The 16,091-nt window shown below is 46.8% G+C and carries 16 protein-coding genes; 6 read left to right on the top strand and 10 right to left on the bottom strand.

Annotated features, from left to right (window positions below):
- Positions 1–37 precede the first annotated feature (37 nt).
- The 3 genes from KW93_RS08700 to KW93_RS08710 form a co-directional block, all read right to left on the bottom strand.
- Positions 38–682, bottom strand: a complete 645-nt coding sequence (locus tag KW93_RS08700; protein WP_033542612.1) for an NAD(P)-dependent oxidoreductase — start codon at positions 680–682, stop codon at positions 38–40.
- A 23-nt stretch (positions 683–705) separates the two neighbouring features.
- Complete coding sequence (locus KW93_RS08705; protein WP_033542613.1) at positions 706–1,692, bottom strand: cation diffusion facilitator family transporter; 987 nt, start codon at positions 1,690–1,692, stop codon at positions 706–708.
- Between the two features lie 107 nt (positions 1,693–1,799).
- Positions 1,800–2,534: an MBL fold metallo-hydrolase gene (locus KW93_RS08710; protein ID WP_033542614.1), complete on the bottom strand. Its 735-nt coding sequence runs from the start codon at positions 2,532–2,534 to the stop codon at positions 1,800–1,802.
- A gap of 120 nt (positions 2,535–2,654) precedes the next feature.
- Between KW93_RS08710 and KW93_RS08715 the strand changes: the two genes are divergently transcribed.
- From KW93_RS08715 to KW93_RS08725, 3 genes are all read left to right on the top strand, one after another.
- Complete coding sequence (locus tag KW93_RS08715) at positions 2,655–2,981, top strand: general stress protein (protein ID WP_033542615.1); 327 nt, start codon at positions 2,655–2,657, stop codon at positions 2,979–2,981.
- A 203-nt stretch (positions 2,982–3,184) separates the two neighbouring features.
- Positions 3,185–4,246: a YkvI family membrane protein gene (locus tag KW93_RS08720; protein ID WP_033542616.1), complete on the top strand. Its 1,062-nt coding sequence runs from the start codon at positions 3,185–3,187 to the stop codon at positions 4,244–4,246.
- Positions 4,247–4,333: 87 nt separating this feature from the next.
- A complete protein-coding gene (locus tag KW93_RS08725) occupies positions 4,334–4,636 on the top strand; it encodes a DUF3219 family protein (RefSeq protein ID WP_033542617.1) in 303 nt (100 codons plus the stop codon).
- A 65-nt stretch (positions 4,637–4,701) separates the two neighbouring features.
- Here the strand turns inward: KW93_RS08725 and KW93_RS17295 are convergent, their stop codons facing one another.
- Genes KW93_RS17295 through glgB form a run of 5 tightly spaced genes read right to left on the bottom strand, consistent with a single transcriptional unit; the run spans position 4,702 to position 10,994 of the window.
- Positions 4,702–5,511: an SDR family oxidoreductase gene (locus KW93_RS17295; RefSeq protein WP_033542618.1), complete on the bottom strand. Its 810-nt coding sequence runs from the start codon at positions 5,509–5,511 to the stop codon at positions 4,702–4,704.
- A 15-nt stretch (positions 5,512–5,526) separates the two neighbouring features.
- Positions 5,527–6,957, bottom strand: coding sequence for a glycogen synthase GlgA (gene glgA, locus KW93_RS17300; protein ID WP_033542619.1), 1,431 nt, complete (start codon positions 6,955–6,957; stop codon positions 5,527–5,529).
- Positions 6,954–7,976 carry a glucose-1-phosphate adenylyltransferase family protein gene (locus tag KW93_RS08740; RefSeq protein ID WP_033542620.1) on the bottom strand — a complete coding sequence of 341 codons (1,023 nt, stop codon included), beginning with the start codon at positions 7,974–7,976 and terminating at the stop codon, positions 6,954–6,956. The genes glgA and KW93_RS08740 overlap by 4 nt, the downstream gene beginning before the upstream one ends.
- A complete protein-coding gene (locus tag KW93_RS08745; RefSeq protein WP_033542621.1) occupies positions 7,954–9,120 on the bottom strand; it encodes a glucose-1-phosphate adenylyltransferase in 1,167 nt (388 codons plus the stop codon). Before KW93_RS08745 ends, KW93_RS08740 begins: the two co-directional genes overlap by 23 nt.
- Entirely contained in the window at positions 9,117–10,994 is a 1,878-nt protein-coding gene (gene glgB, locus KW93_RS08750) for a 1,4-alpha-glucan branching protein GlgB (RefSeq protein ID WP_033542626.1), read from the bottom strand. Before glgB ends, KW93_RS08745 begins: the two co-directional genes overlap by 4 nt.
- 276 nt (positions 10,995–11,270) lie before the next feature.
- Between glgB and KW93_RS08755 the strand changes: the two genes are divergently transcribed.
- Entirely contained in the window at positions 11,271–11,831 is a 561-nt protein-coding gene (locus tag KW93_RS08755) for an SCO family protein (RefSeq protein ID WP_033542627.1), read from the top strand.
- A 5-nt stretch (positions 11,832–11,836) separates the two neighbouring features.
- Positions 11,837–12,166 (top strand): hypothetical protein, encoded by a 330-nt coding sequence (locus KW93_RS08760; protein ID WP_033542622.1) that lies wholly within the window; start codon positions 11,837–11,839, stop codon positions 12,164–12,166.
- A gap of 49 nt (positions 12,167–12,215) precedes the next feature.
- Here the strand turns inward: KW93_RS08760 and KW93_RS08765 are convergent, their stop codons facing one another.
- Positions 12,216–13,271, bottom strand: coding sequence for a lactonase family protein (locus KW93_RS08765; RefSeq protein ID WP_033542623.1), 1,056 nt, complete (start codon positions 13,269–13,271; stop codon positions 12,216–12,218).
- A gap of 97 nt (positions 13,272–13,368) precedes the next feature.
- On the bottom strand, positions 13,369–14,778 hold the full coding sequence (locus KW93_RS08770; RefSeq protein WP_033542624.1) for a hypothetical protein: 1,410 nt from the start codon (positions 14,776–14,778) through the stop codon (positions 13,369–13,371).
- A gap of 313 nt (positions 14,779–15,091) precedes the next feature.
- Between KW93_RS08770 and KW93_RS08775 the strand changes: the two genes are divergently transcribed.
- A complete protein-coding gene (locus tag KW93_RS08775; RefSeq protein ID WP_033542625.1) occupies positions 15,092–16,000 on the top strand; it encodes a proline dehydrogenase family protein in 909 nt (302 codons plus the stop codon).
- Positions 16,001–16,091: the final 91 nt, after the last annotated feature.

Consider the following 16,091-nt stretch of genomic DNA (forward strand, 5'->3'; position numbering starts at 1 on the left):
GAGTCTGGACAAAGAAAAGCGATGGCGCCCTAATCCCTTACTCTTTTTCCCCAACGACAGTAAAGCGCTTATTGATGTGCCTGCCGTTTTCGATTTCATCGACCATGGCAATCGCGTAATCAGCATAGCTGATGTAACTTTTTCCTTTTCGGTTGACCATAAACGCATCTTCACCAATCTGGTACTTGCCGGTGCGCTTGCCTTCCGGGTCAAAAAATGCCGCCGGGCTCAGAAACGTCCATTGGAGGCCTTCCGATTGTTCAAGGTCTGACAGGTTTTGAGACTGATTTAAGGCAATAGCTTTAAAGGCTTCCGGAAATTCAGGCGTCTCATTCAAGCGGGTGGTTTTTGCTTCATCGACAAACAGGCTGCCGGCTCCGCCGACGACCAGAAGCCGGGTGCCTTTTGCCTCTTTTAACGCGTTGATCAGCGAACGGCCGGCTTCCACATGCTGCGCTGCTTTTTCAGTCGGCACACCGAATGCATTGACGACGGCATCGAATTGTTTTAAATCTGTGGCATCAAGGTTAAAAATATCTTTTTCCAGCACAGCCACGCCTTCTTCATCCGGGAGTTTTTGTGAATTCCGTACGATGGCTGTGACTTCGTGCCCTCTGGATTTCGCTTCTTCCATGATCAAGTTGCCGGCTTTCCCTGTTGCGCCGATGATTCCGATCTTCACTGCAATCCCTCCAAATTGTTCTGTTATTCTGCAGGTTTTTCAATGACTGTCTTCTTCCAGTGAACAATTTCATCATCCACATCAAACTCAATGATGATATCTGTGACGTTTGGAACTCTCCGTTTGATTTCTGCAGCAATGTACTCACGAATTTCGTCCGATTCCTTGATCGTCATGCTTTCTTCTACTTCAACTTTCAACTCAACATGCAGATCGTCGCCTTCACGGATAACAGCCATATCCTGGATATCATTGATGCGCGGGTGTTTCATGATTTCATTGCCCATGCGCTCTTCCATATCGAGGTCCGCTACGCCAAGAACTCCGGCGGCATTGTCCAGGAAGATGCGCCCAACCACGACGATCAGCATGATTCCGATTATGACTGATGCATAACCGGTAGCACTGTGGAACGGTGTATACGTGGCAATGACGATGGCGACGAGTGCAAGGACCGCCCCGCTTACTGCGACAAGATCCTCAAGAAACACAAGCTTTGTGGCAGGATTGGCGGATTTTACATTTTTAAAAGCAGCCGGGAAAATTTTCAGCCCTTTTTTCTGTTCCTTCGGAAGATTGTGTGTGATTTCTTTCATCGCTTTATGTAATACAAACATCTCCAGCACAATCGCCAAGCCCAAAACGCCGACGTTCAGCCAGAACCAATCTTCGGAATGGGCACCCGAGCGGATATGGTGGATTCCTTCCACAATCGTTTCATAGGCCAGAATCCCAACAATCAGGACTGCACCCAGAAGAACGAGGTTGACCAGCCGGCCAAAACCGCCTGGAAACCGTTCAGTAGGCGCTTTTTTACTGAGGCCAGATCCGACGAATACGAAAAATTGGTTGGCTGCATCACCGAAACTGTGCATCATTTCAGCGAACATGGCCACATTTCCTGTAATCAGATAAGCAGCTGTTTTAATAATGCCCAGAACCGTATTTATAATTGCTGCCCATAATGCTGATTTTGCCCCGAATCTCATGAGGCCGAATAATTCTCTCATAATGAACCACGCTCCTTCCAAGTAACATCTTTCTTACTAACTTCCCATTATTGAAAATTAAAACACCTATTCATAAAAATTTTTTTAGGAAGGAGCTTTGGCTGTATTCAAATGCTGTAGGTTTTCCCGATTTCCGCAAATTCGACAGGTCCACCAAAAGCCGTTTTCGCAGCATTCAGAATTTCCGCAAGTTCACCATATTGCGGCAGATGCGTCAGCACCATCTGCTTCACACCCGCACGTTCCGCCAGTTCTCCGGCTTGCCGCCCGCTCATATGCCCCTGGATGATGCCGACGTATTTTTCATACAGGTTTGATTCAGCCGCGATAAAATCAGCTCCGGCCGCAAACTCCACCAGTTCCTCTTTCCATGCCGTATCAGCTGTGAACACAGCGCTTTTGCCGTTCGACGAAAATTTTAGCGCCAGGCAATAAACAGGATGAACGGTTTCACAGAAAGAAACTTCCCACGGCCCAAGTTGAATCGGCTCGTCAACGTTCAGTCCCTTTCCTTCCGTCACCCCTTTATAGGAAAGATTTTCAAAACCGGCGGCATCGCGTGTGTGTGCGTAAATCGGAAGCGGCGTCTCCCATTCCTTCAATTGCATGCCGACCATCGCAGCGTGCTGCAGAACGCCGATGTCTGCCACATGATCGGCGTGGTAATGTGTGATGATCACTGCATCCAGCTCACTCAACTTTGTGTAATTCTGTACCGCAGCCAGTACCCCGCTGCCGCAGTCGATCAAACAGCGGAAACCATCCTGTTCAAGCAGAAAGGAAGACGTTGCTTCATTTTTATTGGGATAGCCTCCCCAGATTCCGATTGGTGTAATATTCATATCCATCGCTCCATTCCATGCAGTTTTCTTCAGTATAACCCAATAAGCGGCTTTGATTGTTTAATCCAAACAGGTTCGTGGTAAACACAGTAGTGGATAGAAAAAACAGGAGGGATTATTTTGACTATTAAAATGACAGTTGAGAACGCGCTCCAGGCAAAAGAAGAAATTGAAAAACTTGAAACACAGGGCTTCACCCACGACGACATTTATATTTTTGCACACGATAAAAAACGTGAAAAACATGTGACCGATGCACTGGACACAGAAAGCGTCGGGATGAAGGAACAAGGCTTCCTTGACAGCTTGAAAAATATGACCAGTTCCCGCGGCGATGAGCTGCGCGCGAAAATGGCAAGTGCCGGCCTGACAACAGAAGAAGCCGAAGCCTACGAAGAAGAGCTTGATAAAGGCAAATTGGTTATTATTGCAAACAAAAATCAATAAAAATGATCAGTAAAGGGCTGGAGCTGAACTTAGCTCCAGCCCTTTACTGTCTTTAGGGATTGCGAACTTCCAGTTAATGTTTTTAATATAATTTTAATTAACCAATAATAATAATTTTTCTAAAAAATTTTGCTTAAATTCTCTTTTTTTGTTATATTTATATAAGTTTATTTCGAAAGCACATACATCTCAGGGGGTACATAATGATTAAAAGCTTGAAAATTGGAAGCGCTTTTATCGGCATTATTGTCGGCGCAGGCTTCGCATCCGGCCAGGAAATACTTCAGTATTTCACAAGTTTCGGTATTGCAGGTATTTTGGCTGCCATATTATCGACTGCACTTTTCGCTTACATGGGGATGAGTTTGACAAGAATAGGCAGCCGTCTGCAGACCGCCTCCCATAAAGATGCGCTTTATACCATCGGCGGGAGAGCCGGTGGTATTATTATGGATATCATCATCATTTTGACGCTGTTTGGGGTCGGTGTCGTGATGATTGCGGGAGCAGGTTCTATTTTCTCTCAACAATTCGGTTTCCCGGCAGCTTACGGCAATACGGTAATGGCGCTGCTTGTCACAGGAACCATTATGTTGAATATTCAACGTGTTATTGGAATTATCGGCAGCATCACACCGTTTTTGGTACTGACGGTCATCGGCCTCGCCGTCTACAGTCTTGCTACAATGGATTCCACATTTGCTGAATTGGACCCTATTGCAAAATCGGCCGATTCTGCTTTGTCCAACTGGTTTTATTCTGCAGTAAACTATGTTTCCTTTAATATAGCGGTCGGCGCCTCCATGGCAATTGTTATGGGCGGAGCGGAGAAAGATGAAAAAATCGCTGCACGCGGTGGATTGATCGGTGGACTTGGACTTGGTATTCTTATCGTTTTAAACCATTTGGCGATTTTCTCGTCCATCGACCGTGTCGGTGATTCGGAAATGCCAATTCTACAGATAGCCAACGACATTGCACCTTTCCTTGGTTTCATTGTTTCATTGATCCTATTTGCCATGATTTACAATACGGCTGTAAGTATGCTGTTTTCATTCACTGCCCGTTTTGCCGAATTGAATACGACCCGTTTCAGAATCACTGTCCTGGTTGTGGTGGGACTTGCGTATTCACTCAGCTTCAGAGGATTCACAGGCCTTGTCAGCGAATTTTATCCGGTAATCGGATTGCTTGGCCTGTTCCTTGTCGCTACTCTTGTGGTGACAAATATCCGCTATGCGCGCGATAAAAAAGCGAAGGCTTAAAGCAGAACCGTCAATCCTTTTCATAAGGGGTTGACGGTTCTTTCATGTTAAGGTCGTATCGTAGAACTTTCGGAAAGGTGGTTTCCCATGGACACAATTGTATGGATAGATGATAAGAAGATTCATGCTTCTGATTTCAAGGAAGAACGTTTGGATGTTTCCGCGTCCGAAGATGGCAGAAGAAAAATTTCTTTTTCTTTTAAAGTAAGCAGCGAGGAATATCATGATGTGGCTGTACTGCTCTATAAAAATGATTTTGCGGTCCGGGTACCAGATCTGAATCTCGAATTTCCTGCCGCCATCCATAACTATTCGACCGACCGCACAGATTTGTATCAGCCCGGGCAAGTGGCCGATTATTATCTGGAGCTGGCCGAAAAGCTGAACTGAAAAAGAGCGCCTTGGACAGTGTATGTTCCATGGCGCTTTTGTTCTATCCTCTCCATTACAAAAAATTACGTCGACATATAGTCTCCGCCGTTCATGTGCAAAAACTGGCCTGTCATATAGGAGTTTTGAGGGTCCGCCAAAAACACATATGCTTTGACCAGTTCATAAGGCTGCCCGGGACGCCCTGCCGGAACGTCTTCACCAAAGCCATCTGCAACGTCAGGGTTTATGTCTTCAAAGGTTTTGGTGATCAGCGGCGTCCAGATGGGGCCCGGCGCTATGCCGTTTACCGCAATCTCCTCGCGGACGAGCCGCCGCGCGAGAGACCGTGTCATGGCCACCATAGCCCCGTTCGCACCGGAATAATCGATCAAATCGGAATGTCCGCGGTACGCATTGATGGAAGCTGTATTGATGATGCGCGCGCCTTTCTTTAAATGAGGCAATGCGGCCCTTACCAGATAGAACATCGCAAAAGCTTTGATCTCGAAAGTCTTCAGCATCTGCTCATCGGTGATATCAAGCGGCGAAGTCTGCGGATATTGATAACCGGCGTTGTTGACGAGGATGTCTATCTGGCCATAGGACTCGAGCGTGAATTGGACGATTTTTTCACATTCTTCCGATTTCCCCAGATCTCCCTGAAACGCTTTTGCATCGCCGCCGTATTTTTTGATCACCTCAATCGTCTTATTTGCGCCGTCTTCGTTGCCTTTATAGCCAATCACGATTTTCGCACCTTCTTTTGCGTAGGCAATGGCAACCGCCTGTCCGATGCCGCTGCTGGCGCCGGTAATGATGGCAACTTTCCCTTCCAGGACAGCGCCTGCTTTGTAATCGGCTAAATCCGTATTGTCGAATGATTTGTCTGGCATCGGATCACCTTCCTTCTATTGAATCAGCTTTTCGTAAAGTTCTTCATACGATTTGGCGGATTGTTTCCATGAATAATCTGCAGCCATGCCATTTTGCTTGATTGTTTCCCAGTGTCCTGATTCCTGATAAAGCGCCAGAGCCCGCTCCGTCGCATCAATGAAAGAAGAGCTGCCCTGCAGATCACTCAGGAAACCGTTGCCCGTTTCGGCATGCCGGTCATATTCGACAACGGTATCCCGCAGGCCGCCGGTTTTATTGGCGACAGGAACAGTGCCGTAGCGCATGGAAATCAGCTGGCTCAATCCACATGGTTCAAAATGGGAAGGCATCAGAAAAATATCGGCGCCAGCGTAAAGCTGGTGTGCCAGGTTTTCATCAAAGCCGATATGTACCGCCACTTGATCCGGAAATTGATGAGATAAATCCCGGAAAAATTTCTCGAATCTCTCTTCCCCGGAGCCAAGCAGAACAAATTGCATGTCTTTGGATGCCAGAAGTTTTGGCAGGGCTTCTTCCAATATATCGATCCCTTTCTGCCCTGCCAGCCGTGAAATCATGATGGCCAGTGGAATATCCCCTTTTACAGGCAATTTCATCCCAGTTTGCACTGCCCGTTTGTTGACGGCTTTTCCTTCGATTGATGTATGGTCATATTCCATTTCAATTGCCAGATCGGTGGCGGGGTTATAAAAGTCGGTATCCAGCCCATTCAGGATCCCTACCAGGTCATCTTTTCGCTCCTGAAGCACAGTTTCCAGCCCTTCACCATACCGTTCAGTCAGAATTTCATCCCGGTAAGAGGGACTTACGGTGGTTATTTTATCAGCATATAAAATGCCTGTTTTCAGCATATTGTAATTGCCCTGCCATTCAATCGTTCCAACAGCCGACTGATTTTCATCCAGTCCAAATCCTTTATTGAAAAGGGATTTCGGAAATTTCCCCTGAAATTGAAGATTGTGGATTGTCAGAACAGTCCTTATGCCGGCAAATCTTTTAAACCTGCTGTCTTCTTTCACCAGATAAGGAATCATCGCCGTATGCCAGTCATGGACGTGGATTATATCTGGTTCAAGTGCCAGCTTTTCCATTACCGTCAATACCGCGGCATTTAAAAAGCCGAAACGGTCTCCGTCATCTTCCTGGCCGTAGATTTGGGAGCGTTCATAATATTCCTGATTGCCGAGAAATAAAAAGCGCACATTTTCATTATTATATTCATAGATCGCGCATGGTTTCTGCTGTCCGGAAAAAGGGACGGAAAGTTCTTCCAGAAAGGTGAAATCTTTCGTGTATTCTTCTGTTATCAAACTGTATTTAGGCATAAGCACGGTAATGTCATGGCCATATTCCGCCAGTTTCACCGGCAAGGCGCCGATTACATCGGCCAGTCCCCCGGTTTTGGCGAAAGGCACACATTCCGCTGCCGCCATCAGTATTTTCATACAGCATCTCCCTCCGACACGACGCTGCCTTTGCGGATGACCACCGGTTTCTCTTTGGTGCCATGGATGATACTTCCTGCTTTGATATGCACATCCTTGTCCGCAATTACGTAAAGCAAATCGCAGCCTTCTTCTATTACACACTTTTGCATAATTATGCATTTTTCCAGCTTCGAGTTTTTGCCGATTGATACCGCCCTGCTGAGAATGCTGTCCGTCACCTGGCCTTTGAGCAGACTTCCGTTCGCAACCAGCGACCGTTTAACATCAGAACCCTTCATGTATTTTGTCGGCGGTTCATCTTTGACTTTTGTATAGATCGGCCTGTCAGGCAGGAATAATCGGAGCCAGACTTCTTTGGACAATAACGCCTGGGATTCATTGAAATAGCTTTCCATCGAGTTGATCAGCGCGAAATAACCTTCGTACTCGTACTGTGCAAAAGTATAAGGCTTTTTCTTCAGGTTCACGATGTCTTCCACACTGACGACGCGTTCTTCACGGAAATTTTTAATCATCTGCATTAACAACTCTTTCGATAATATATAGGCTTTCATGCATGCCTCATCGCAGACGGCCTCTGTAATATCCGCTCCTGATGCCAAATGTTTCTCCAGCATATCGTTATAGTCAATCTGTGAAATGCAAAAAGTACTGGTTACCATGACGTAAGGCTGCGTGATTTTATGGAAGAAATTCAAGTGCTCTTCCAGTGCCTCAAATGAGCCTACGCTCAAATGATCGCCTTCTCTTTGTGAGGTGGGCAAAAAATAAAGTCCGTTTTTGCGCCGGTCCAAATCCCAGCTTTTCCCGCTTCCTATATGGTCCATCAATGAAACACTCTGCTGAGAAGCAAAGATTCCGACAGAATTCAGATTCGAATTTACAATATTGGATAAAGCGAAATCGATTAAGCGATACCTTCCCCCAAACGGAATGGAAGCGGAAGATCTGTACATCGCCAATTCCTTCAATCCGGGAATCGTTACTGTCGCGTCAATTACCGCTGCTAACCGCATTATCTTCACTCCCTTCCCAATCAGCTATGGTGTTCCGCGTCATTAAAGTGATTTCCCCGTCCAGTTTCTTCAATTCAAAATGATCAGGCACTATCAGATTCGGTGTTATGATGGCACGCCTGATTTTCGCACCGGCGCCAATGACCACTCCTTCCATCACCACGCATTCACTGACTTCAGCGCCTTCTTTAATGTGGACATCCTGGGAAATGATCGACCGCCTCACTGTCCCTTCAACGATGCAGCCTTCATTGACAAAAGATTCCTGGATATCGCAAGTTGACGTCACTACTTGCGGCGGAAGCTGTCGATTGGACGAAAAGATTCTCCAGGCCGGGTCGTGCAGCACCAGGCCTGAATCGAGATCCAGCAGATCCATATTCGATTCCCACAGACTTTCCACCGTGCCGACATCTTTCCAATAGCCCTTATAAGGATAGGCAACCAGTTTTTCGCCGCTTTCCAGCATCGCGGGGATGATGTCCTTGCCAAAATCATGGCTGGATTCCTCTTTTTCTGCATCGGCGGCCAGATATTCCTTCAGTTTTTGGTAATTAAAGATGTAGACGCCCATCGACGCCAAATTGCTTTTCGGATCCGCCGGCTTTTCAACAAACCGCGTAACCTGCATATCGTCATCCGTCTCCATCAGGCCGAAGCGGCTCGCTTCTTCCCACGGCACTTCAATGACGGAAATGGTGACATCGGCCTGCTGCTTTTTGTGGAACTCAAGCATCTCCATATAATTCATCTTATATATATGATCTCCGGACAGGATCAGGACATACTCGGGATCATGGGCTTCCAGAAACTTGAGGTTTTGAAAAATCGCATTTGCCGTTCCGTCGTACCATTTGATCCCGTCGGCTTCTGCATATGGCGGAAGCATCGTCACGCCGCCATCACGGCGATCCAGGTCCCACGGGGTCCCAAGACCGATATATTGATGCAATAAATGCGGCTGGTATTGTGTCAATACGCCGACTGTGTGGATTTCGGAGTTCGTGCAATTGGATAATGGAAAATCGATGATGCGGTATTTTCCGCCAAAAGGAATCGCCGGCTTCGCAACCGCGTATGTCAATTCTTTCAGCCGGGTTCCCTGGCCCCCCGCCAACAGCATGGCCACAATCTGCTTTTTCAATCTGCTTCGCTCCCTTTCCCGTTCAATTTCCAGATACACATGGTAAATGCCGGCAATGTAATGTTGATGGATCTGTTCTGATTGTCAGCTCGCTCCTCTTCAGCTGCGGCTGCCATCGCCGCGCTTTCCTGAACCCCTCCGTATTTGGCTGCGGCACTTGAAAACACCTGCTCATAAACGCCAGCCTGCGGTACCCCCACCCGAAAATCCGGATATGCCTGATTAGAGAAATTGCAGAGGATGACGCATTCATCTTCCGCTTTTTTGCCTCTGCGGATGAATGAAGCCACGCTTTGTTCATGATTGTCTGCATCGAGCCATTCAAAACCTTTCGGATGGTCATCCAATTCGAACAACGCTTTTTCGTTCTTATAAAAAGCCAGCAGCTCTTTTGTAAAAAGCGCCATCTGCTGATGGGGCTCGTTGACCAATGAAGCCCAGTCCAGTTCCGGCTTAAATTCCCATTCATCAAAATGGCCGAATTCCTGGCCCATGAACAATAATTTTTTTCCGGGATGCGTAATCCAAAAGCTCAGCAGCAAGCGCAATTGGCTGAATTTCTCATCGAGCGATCCCGGCAGTTTATTCAATAATGATTTTTCACCATGAACCACTTCATCATGGGAAAAAGCCAGAATATAGCGTTCTTCGTATTGATACATCAGTGAAAAGTTCATTTTGCCGTGGTGTTCCGGCCTTTCTGGCGGCGGTATCTTCATATACTCAAGAGTGTCGTGCATCCAGCCGAAATTCCATTTATAATCAAAGCCGACTCCCTCATTTTCCAGTTCATGTGTCACCTTCGGATGGTTCTGCGCATCTTCGGCAATTAAAATGGCCTGAGGAAATGCTCTTTTCAAACTGGCCGTCAGTTCTCTCAGAAAGTTTTTGCCTTCTTCATTGAAAGTTGGGGGTTCGGTGTTCGGGATAAACAGCTGGGTGATGACCGCATCCATGCGAAAACCGTCAAATTTGAACTCAGCCAGCCAGTAATGGGCGCTCGACATGAGGAAACTGACGACTTCCCCTTTGCTGATATCGAAATTCAATGTACCCCAATCCGGGTTCATCCTTCTTTCTTCCCGTGATTCTTCATAAAGAGGTGTACCGTTGAATAAGGAAAGCGCAAAAGCGTCACTGCAGAAATGACCGGGAACCCAATCCAAAAAAAGCCCGAGGCCATTTTCAGCGCACGCTGAAACAAAATATTTCAGATCGTCAGCTGTACCGTAGCGGATGGTTGGCGCAAAATAGCCAGTTCCCTGATACCCCCAGGACTCATCAAGCGGATGTTCTGTAATCGGCAGAATTTCAATATGGGTAAAGCCCAGGTTTTTTACATAGGGGATGAGCTCGTCGGCCAACTCCCGGTAATTCAAAAAAGCTCCCTGCTCATTCCGTTTCCACGTCCCGATATGCAGTTCATAGATTGCCATCGGCTTTTCAATATGGTTGTCGGCAATTCTTTCTTTTTCCGCCAGCACCGATCTCTCCCATTCATGCCGGGAATGTCCGGCAACGACGGATTTTGTCTGCGGCCTGAACTCTCCCTGTCTGGCGTAGGGATCCGATTTCTCGAGAACTTCGCCGTTCGGCAGGAAGATTTCATAGACATAGGAAAATCCGGTAAAATCCCTTTCGACACGGATATCCCAAATGGTATCGTCATGCGCCATGCGCTTCATTTCATAGGATGTCCGCACGTTTGTACCGGGCTCGAACACGACAGCATTCACCTTTTCAACATCCGGCACCCACAACGTAAAGAAAGTCCATCCGTTTTCCACTTTTGCACCGAAGTACCGATGGGCATCTGTCATGCAGCCACTGTGAAAATCTTTCAGCCTGTCCGCCGTCAGAGCTTCTTTCTGCATAATCACGGCTACACCTCCTTAGCCTTACCGCAATAAGGTATCTTTAGTAGATTCTACACATCTCATGATTCTCCTTTGTAAATTAACTAAATTTTTTGTAAATTATCTTCAAAATCCGTTTATATCTTTTTCTCCGTTTTCTCCGCATTCCCGCTTGTTCGAAATATATACATATGTTTCAGAGGCTTGGCACTTGTTTGACAGCCTGATTTCTAATACCCTTAGGAGTGATAGTTAAGAAAGAAAGGAAGGGTACTGTTGCTGAAAATCAAGTGGATGGCCCTGCTGTTATTTTCAATCCTGATTCTTGCCGGATGCGGCGGGAAAATCAAAGATTCCGTCAATTGGGAAATGGAAGATTTTCATTTCACCAATCAAAATAATGAAGAAGTGAGTCTGGGAGATTTAAAAGGAGACGTCTGGCTTGCTGATTTTGTGTTCACCAATTGCACAACCGTCTGTCTGCCGATGATGGCGAACATGACTCAGCTGCAGCAGGAACTGGCACAGGAAGGCCTTGATGTAAGAATCGTTTCATTCAGCGTCGATCCTGTTGTGGATACACCTGAAGTGTTAAAATCCTACGCTGAAAATTACGGAGCCGATCTCAGCAGCTGGGATTTGCTGACCGGTTATGTTCCCGAGAAAATCGATCAATTCGCCTATAAAAATTTTAAGACTGTCGCCAGAAAACCGGAGGACTCTGATCAGGTAGTGCACGGAACGGACTTTTTCCTGGTTGACCGCGAAGGCGTGGTCCGGAAATTCTACAACGGCCTCAATCCTCCGACCGACGAAATAAAGCACGACATCGAAATTTTGCTGGCGGAGGAATAAAAGCCATGAAAAAAAATACCGTCTGGAGCCTGGCCGGCTTGCTGGCCGCAGCTGCGCTGCTGATTTTCCTTCTTGTCCCGCGCGACAATGTTCCCCCGCCCAACACCCGGGTGGTGCTGGAACATACTTACCGCACATATATCGCCCCGTCCTGCTTCCAGGGAGCGGACGCGACGAATTTCCTCGAAGAGTCGACGCTGCAGCATGCAAAGGAATTGAATTACCCGCCACATTCGGATTGCACGGCCGAAGCATTTGAAGGCAATCATGACAGCCGCCTAACGAGCATTCTGAAAGAGTTCGGCATCGTCGAAAAAGAAACAGAGGACTGGTGAATAGAAAACAGGCAAAGGACATGTGTCCTCTGCCTGTTTTTTAATTGGTCTATTGGATGAATTTCACACAGACCGGAGAAGTTGTTTTTATTTTCTGGGCCATCGCAAGCGGCCGGCCATCTTCGAGTTTCAGGACGGCCAGCGAATCCGACTTTTCGTTTGCTGCAATCAGCCAGCCTCCTCCCGGCACCAGGGCAAAGTGGCGCGGCCCTTTTCCGCCGCTGCTGGTGAATTCGGGGCTGTGCAAATTTCCATTGCCGTCGATTTCAAAAGATACGATGCTGTCGTCTCCCCTGTTCGAAGCGTACAGGTATTTGCCGTCTTCGGACACCGCCACTTCAGCTGCAGTATTGTCGCCTTCGAATGCCTCGGGGAGCAGGGACAGCTGCTGGCCTTTTTCAATCCGCTCTTCATTGAAAGAATAAGCCGTCACCGAGGAATTCAATTCCTCGAGTGAATAAAAAATCGGCAGCGCCGGATGAAAAGCAAGGTGCCTCGGCCCGCTTCCCTTATCCGCTTCAAGCGCCTGCTGCAGACGAAGTTTCCCGTTTTCCGCGTCAAGTTCGTAACAGTAAATCGTATCCGTGCCGAGATCCGAAACAGCGAACAGATTGCTGTCCGGAAATTGGATGACGGAATGCGGATGAGCCGCATCCTGCCTTTCCGCGTTTGGTCCGCTGCCCTCGTGCTGGATGGAATCGGTCATTTCGCCAATCGTGTTGTCTGCTTCCAGCCGGAAAACATTTACGCTGCCCGCTGAATAATTGACGCACAGCAGCCAGTTTCCGCTGCGGTCAATGCTGACATGGGTGGGATGATCCCCGTTGCCTTTGCTGCGGCCGCGCTCTTCGATCCGGCCTTCTTCCAAATCCACTTCAAAGGCTGCCAGCTCTCCGCCAAAATCTTCGCTGCTGGAGGCAAACATATTTCTTTCCGGATGCACTGCCAGAAACGACGGGCGTTCGACCCCGCTGGCGGCGGCAATTTCTTTCAAGTCACCGGCAACCGTGTCAAACTGCCAAAGCTTGATGCCCTGCTCTCCCCGGCCGGCATAGGAGCCTGAAAGCATATGAAGAATCGTCAAACCAATCTCCCCTTTCTTCATTGCCGGTTCCCGTTGAAAACCGGCTGAGTTATCTACAGCCTACCAAAACCGGCTGCCCTAAGCCAATGATTCCATAAAAGCGCAAGCGCCTGGCGGATTACAACAAAATGCTTGTCTGGATGAATAATTGGATCATGATATAAAAAGCGATGGCGTATTTCAAATTGAAATGGATTCCGTTACGAATGCCGCTTAAGCCATTCATGCTGCTCAATATAATGACAGGCATGACAAAAGGGGAAAGCAGGATGGAAATGACACTGCCCGATGTAACAGCCAGCACAATCAATTCCGGCGGATAAGGCAGAATTGCACTTTCCAGTATGCCTGTCACCAGAACAATCACCGGCAATGGCCCCAAACCGATAAACCCGAGAAAGATCAGAATGAACGGAAGCAGCAATAAAATATTCAGAAATGAAACGATTTCCGTAATTGCATTCATTCCATCAATTACATACTTCCCTGTTCCTGAATGATTCAGCGCATAGATCATCAATCCAGCGGACAGAAGAATACTGAGCTGCTGCGCCTGTCTGGAAATTCCGTTTGCAACGAACTTTTTGCCATTGGTCAAATAATTTCCCATGCGCTTTTTCAACAGGAAATACAGCGCTGTCCAAAACAGGATCACTAAAGGAATGACTACCAGAAAATCGATATTCCACATTTCATGTATGAAGAAAATTGCGCCGAACAGCGATATGAACAGAAAAGCGAATTCAGCCACATCGCGGTTCCATCTCCCTGTATTCCGGGACTTCTTCATTGCTTTGGCGATTTCAGTCTGCAGAACGGCCGAAAAATCTTCTCCGTCTTTCTTTTCCTGCCGGTAAGCGAAAAATGCCCCGAGCAAACTTCCGCCTATAGCTGCAGCGAAGCCCAGAACGACCGATTTCCATAACGTGGCCCCAAGTGCTTCGACAGCGAATATGAAACTCGGGATGCTGATGACCCAAAGTGTCGATAAAGCAAATCCCCGTAAAATAGCGGTACCTTTGAATCTTTCCCAGGCTTCATTTTTATGTTCTTTTAAAAACGAATCGATAAAGCTGTACATCATAGGCACAGCGCCAAACAGCAGGAAATGGGCAATGATCTGCGTCATTCCGGCTAATCCCAGGTAGAATTTCCGGCTTTCATTCAAAAATTTATGGCCGTAGCTCATAATTTCATCTATATAAGGCTCTTCATTCAGCACCCAGCTGATCATCGGCACAATCAGCAGCAGCGAAATGAGGCTGCGCATCTGCAGAAATCCTTCAGCCAGGCCGCCGATTAAAGGAGCCCCTGAAAAAAGAAGGACAGCGACTGCAATTGTGGACAGGAAAATCGGCAGCTGCAATTTACTGGCAGGAAGCAGCAGAAGGCCGAAAACAAGTGTCACAAAACCGAATACAGAAAGAACATCGAACAGCAGGTCATTATAATAGAAATAAGTGACGAAATGCAAAACAGCATAAATGGACACCGAAAAGGTAAAACCTTTTGCTGATATACCTTTCATATCCTCTACTCCTTTCTGCTTTAAGTGCCGAACTGTTATCTATTTTACACCTTTCAAACCTTCAAAAGATTGATACGTTCTCAAAAAAGACATTAAAATAGTTTTTTTAATAGGAATAGTTTTAATTCGGTAATATTTAATGATATGCTGACTTCAAACAATCATATATAATGTATCTGGGATACGAACGCATAGCGTTCTTCTTCTAAAATTTCTTGAGGCACTTTGCTGAAGGAACTGAATTCTTTTCTTGACGGATCCGCCAGTTTTACAGGATAAACAGAGTCGTTTGATAGTATAGGAGGAAAATAAAGTGGGTGTAACGAGAGACTTTTTTATTGCTTTGTCCAAAAATCAATTGTTGAACAGCGGTGCAAAAAAATGGGGTCTTAAACTGGGAGCCGGGAAAGTGGTAGCCGGCACCGATATTGATAGCATGATGAAATCGGTAAAAGAATTAAACAGTATCGGAATCAGTGCAACAATCGATAATCTTGGAGAATTCGTCTACAGCAGAGAAGAAGCGACTGCTGCCAAAGAAAATATCCTCCATACAATAGAAGCAATCCAAGCGAATGGCGTAAATGCCCATATGTCCATCAAGCTGACGCAGATCGGCCTTGATGTCGATTACGATTTCTGTCTTGAAAATATGCGTGAAATCGCACAGGCAGCTGCAAACTACGACATTTTCATCAATCTCGATATGGAAGATTATGCTCATCTGCAGCAGACTCTTGATTTATTGTTTGAGCTGCGGAAAGACTATCCGAATATCGGAACTGTCATCCAGGCTTATTTATACCGCTCGGAAAAAGACCTTGACCACCTCAAGGATGTCCGCCTGCGCCTTGTAAAAGGTGCATATAAAGAAATTCCGGATGTATCCCTGCAAAGCAAGCAGGACATTGATGCAAACTATCTCAAATTGATTAAACTTCGCCTGCAGGAGAAAGCGTTTACTTCCATCGCGACGCATGATCACCACATCATCAATGACGTGAAGAAGTTTGTCGAAGAAAACGACATTCCGCGCGACCGCTTCGAATTCCAGATGCTTTACGGTTTCCGTACGGAAATGCAGAAGGAACTGGCGGATGAAGGCTACGCATTCACGACTTACGTGCCTTTCGGAGAAGACTGGTACGGCTATTATATGAGAAGACTCGCGGAACGCCCGCAAAACATCAATCTCGCCCTGCGCAGCATGGTGTCGAAATAAAATGAATAAAAGAAGGAGCCGCGGATTGAATCCGGGGCTCCTTTCTGTTCTGTTAAGAAGAAAAAATCGATATTCCGCAAAACAGCTTCGC

This window comes from Planococcus sp. CAU13, assembly GCF_000775575.1.
In the GTDB taxonomy this organism is placed as follows: Bacteria; Bacillota; Bacilli; order Bacillales_A; family Planococcaceae; genus Planococcus.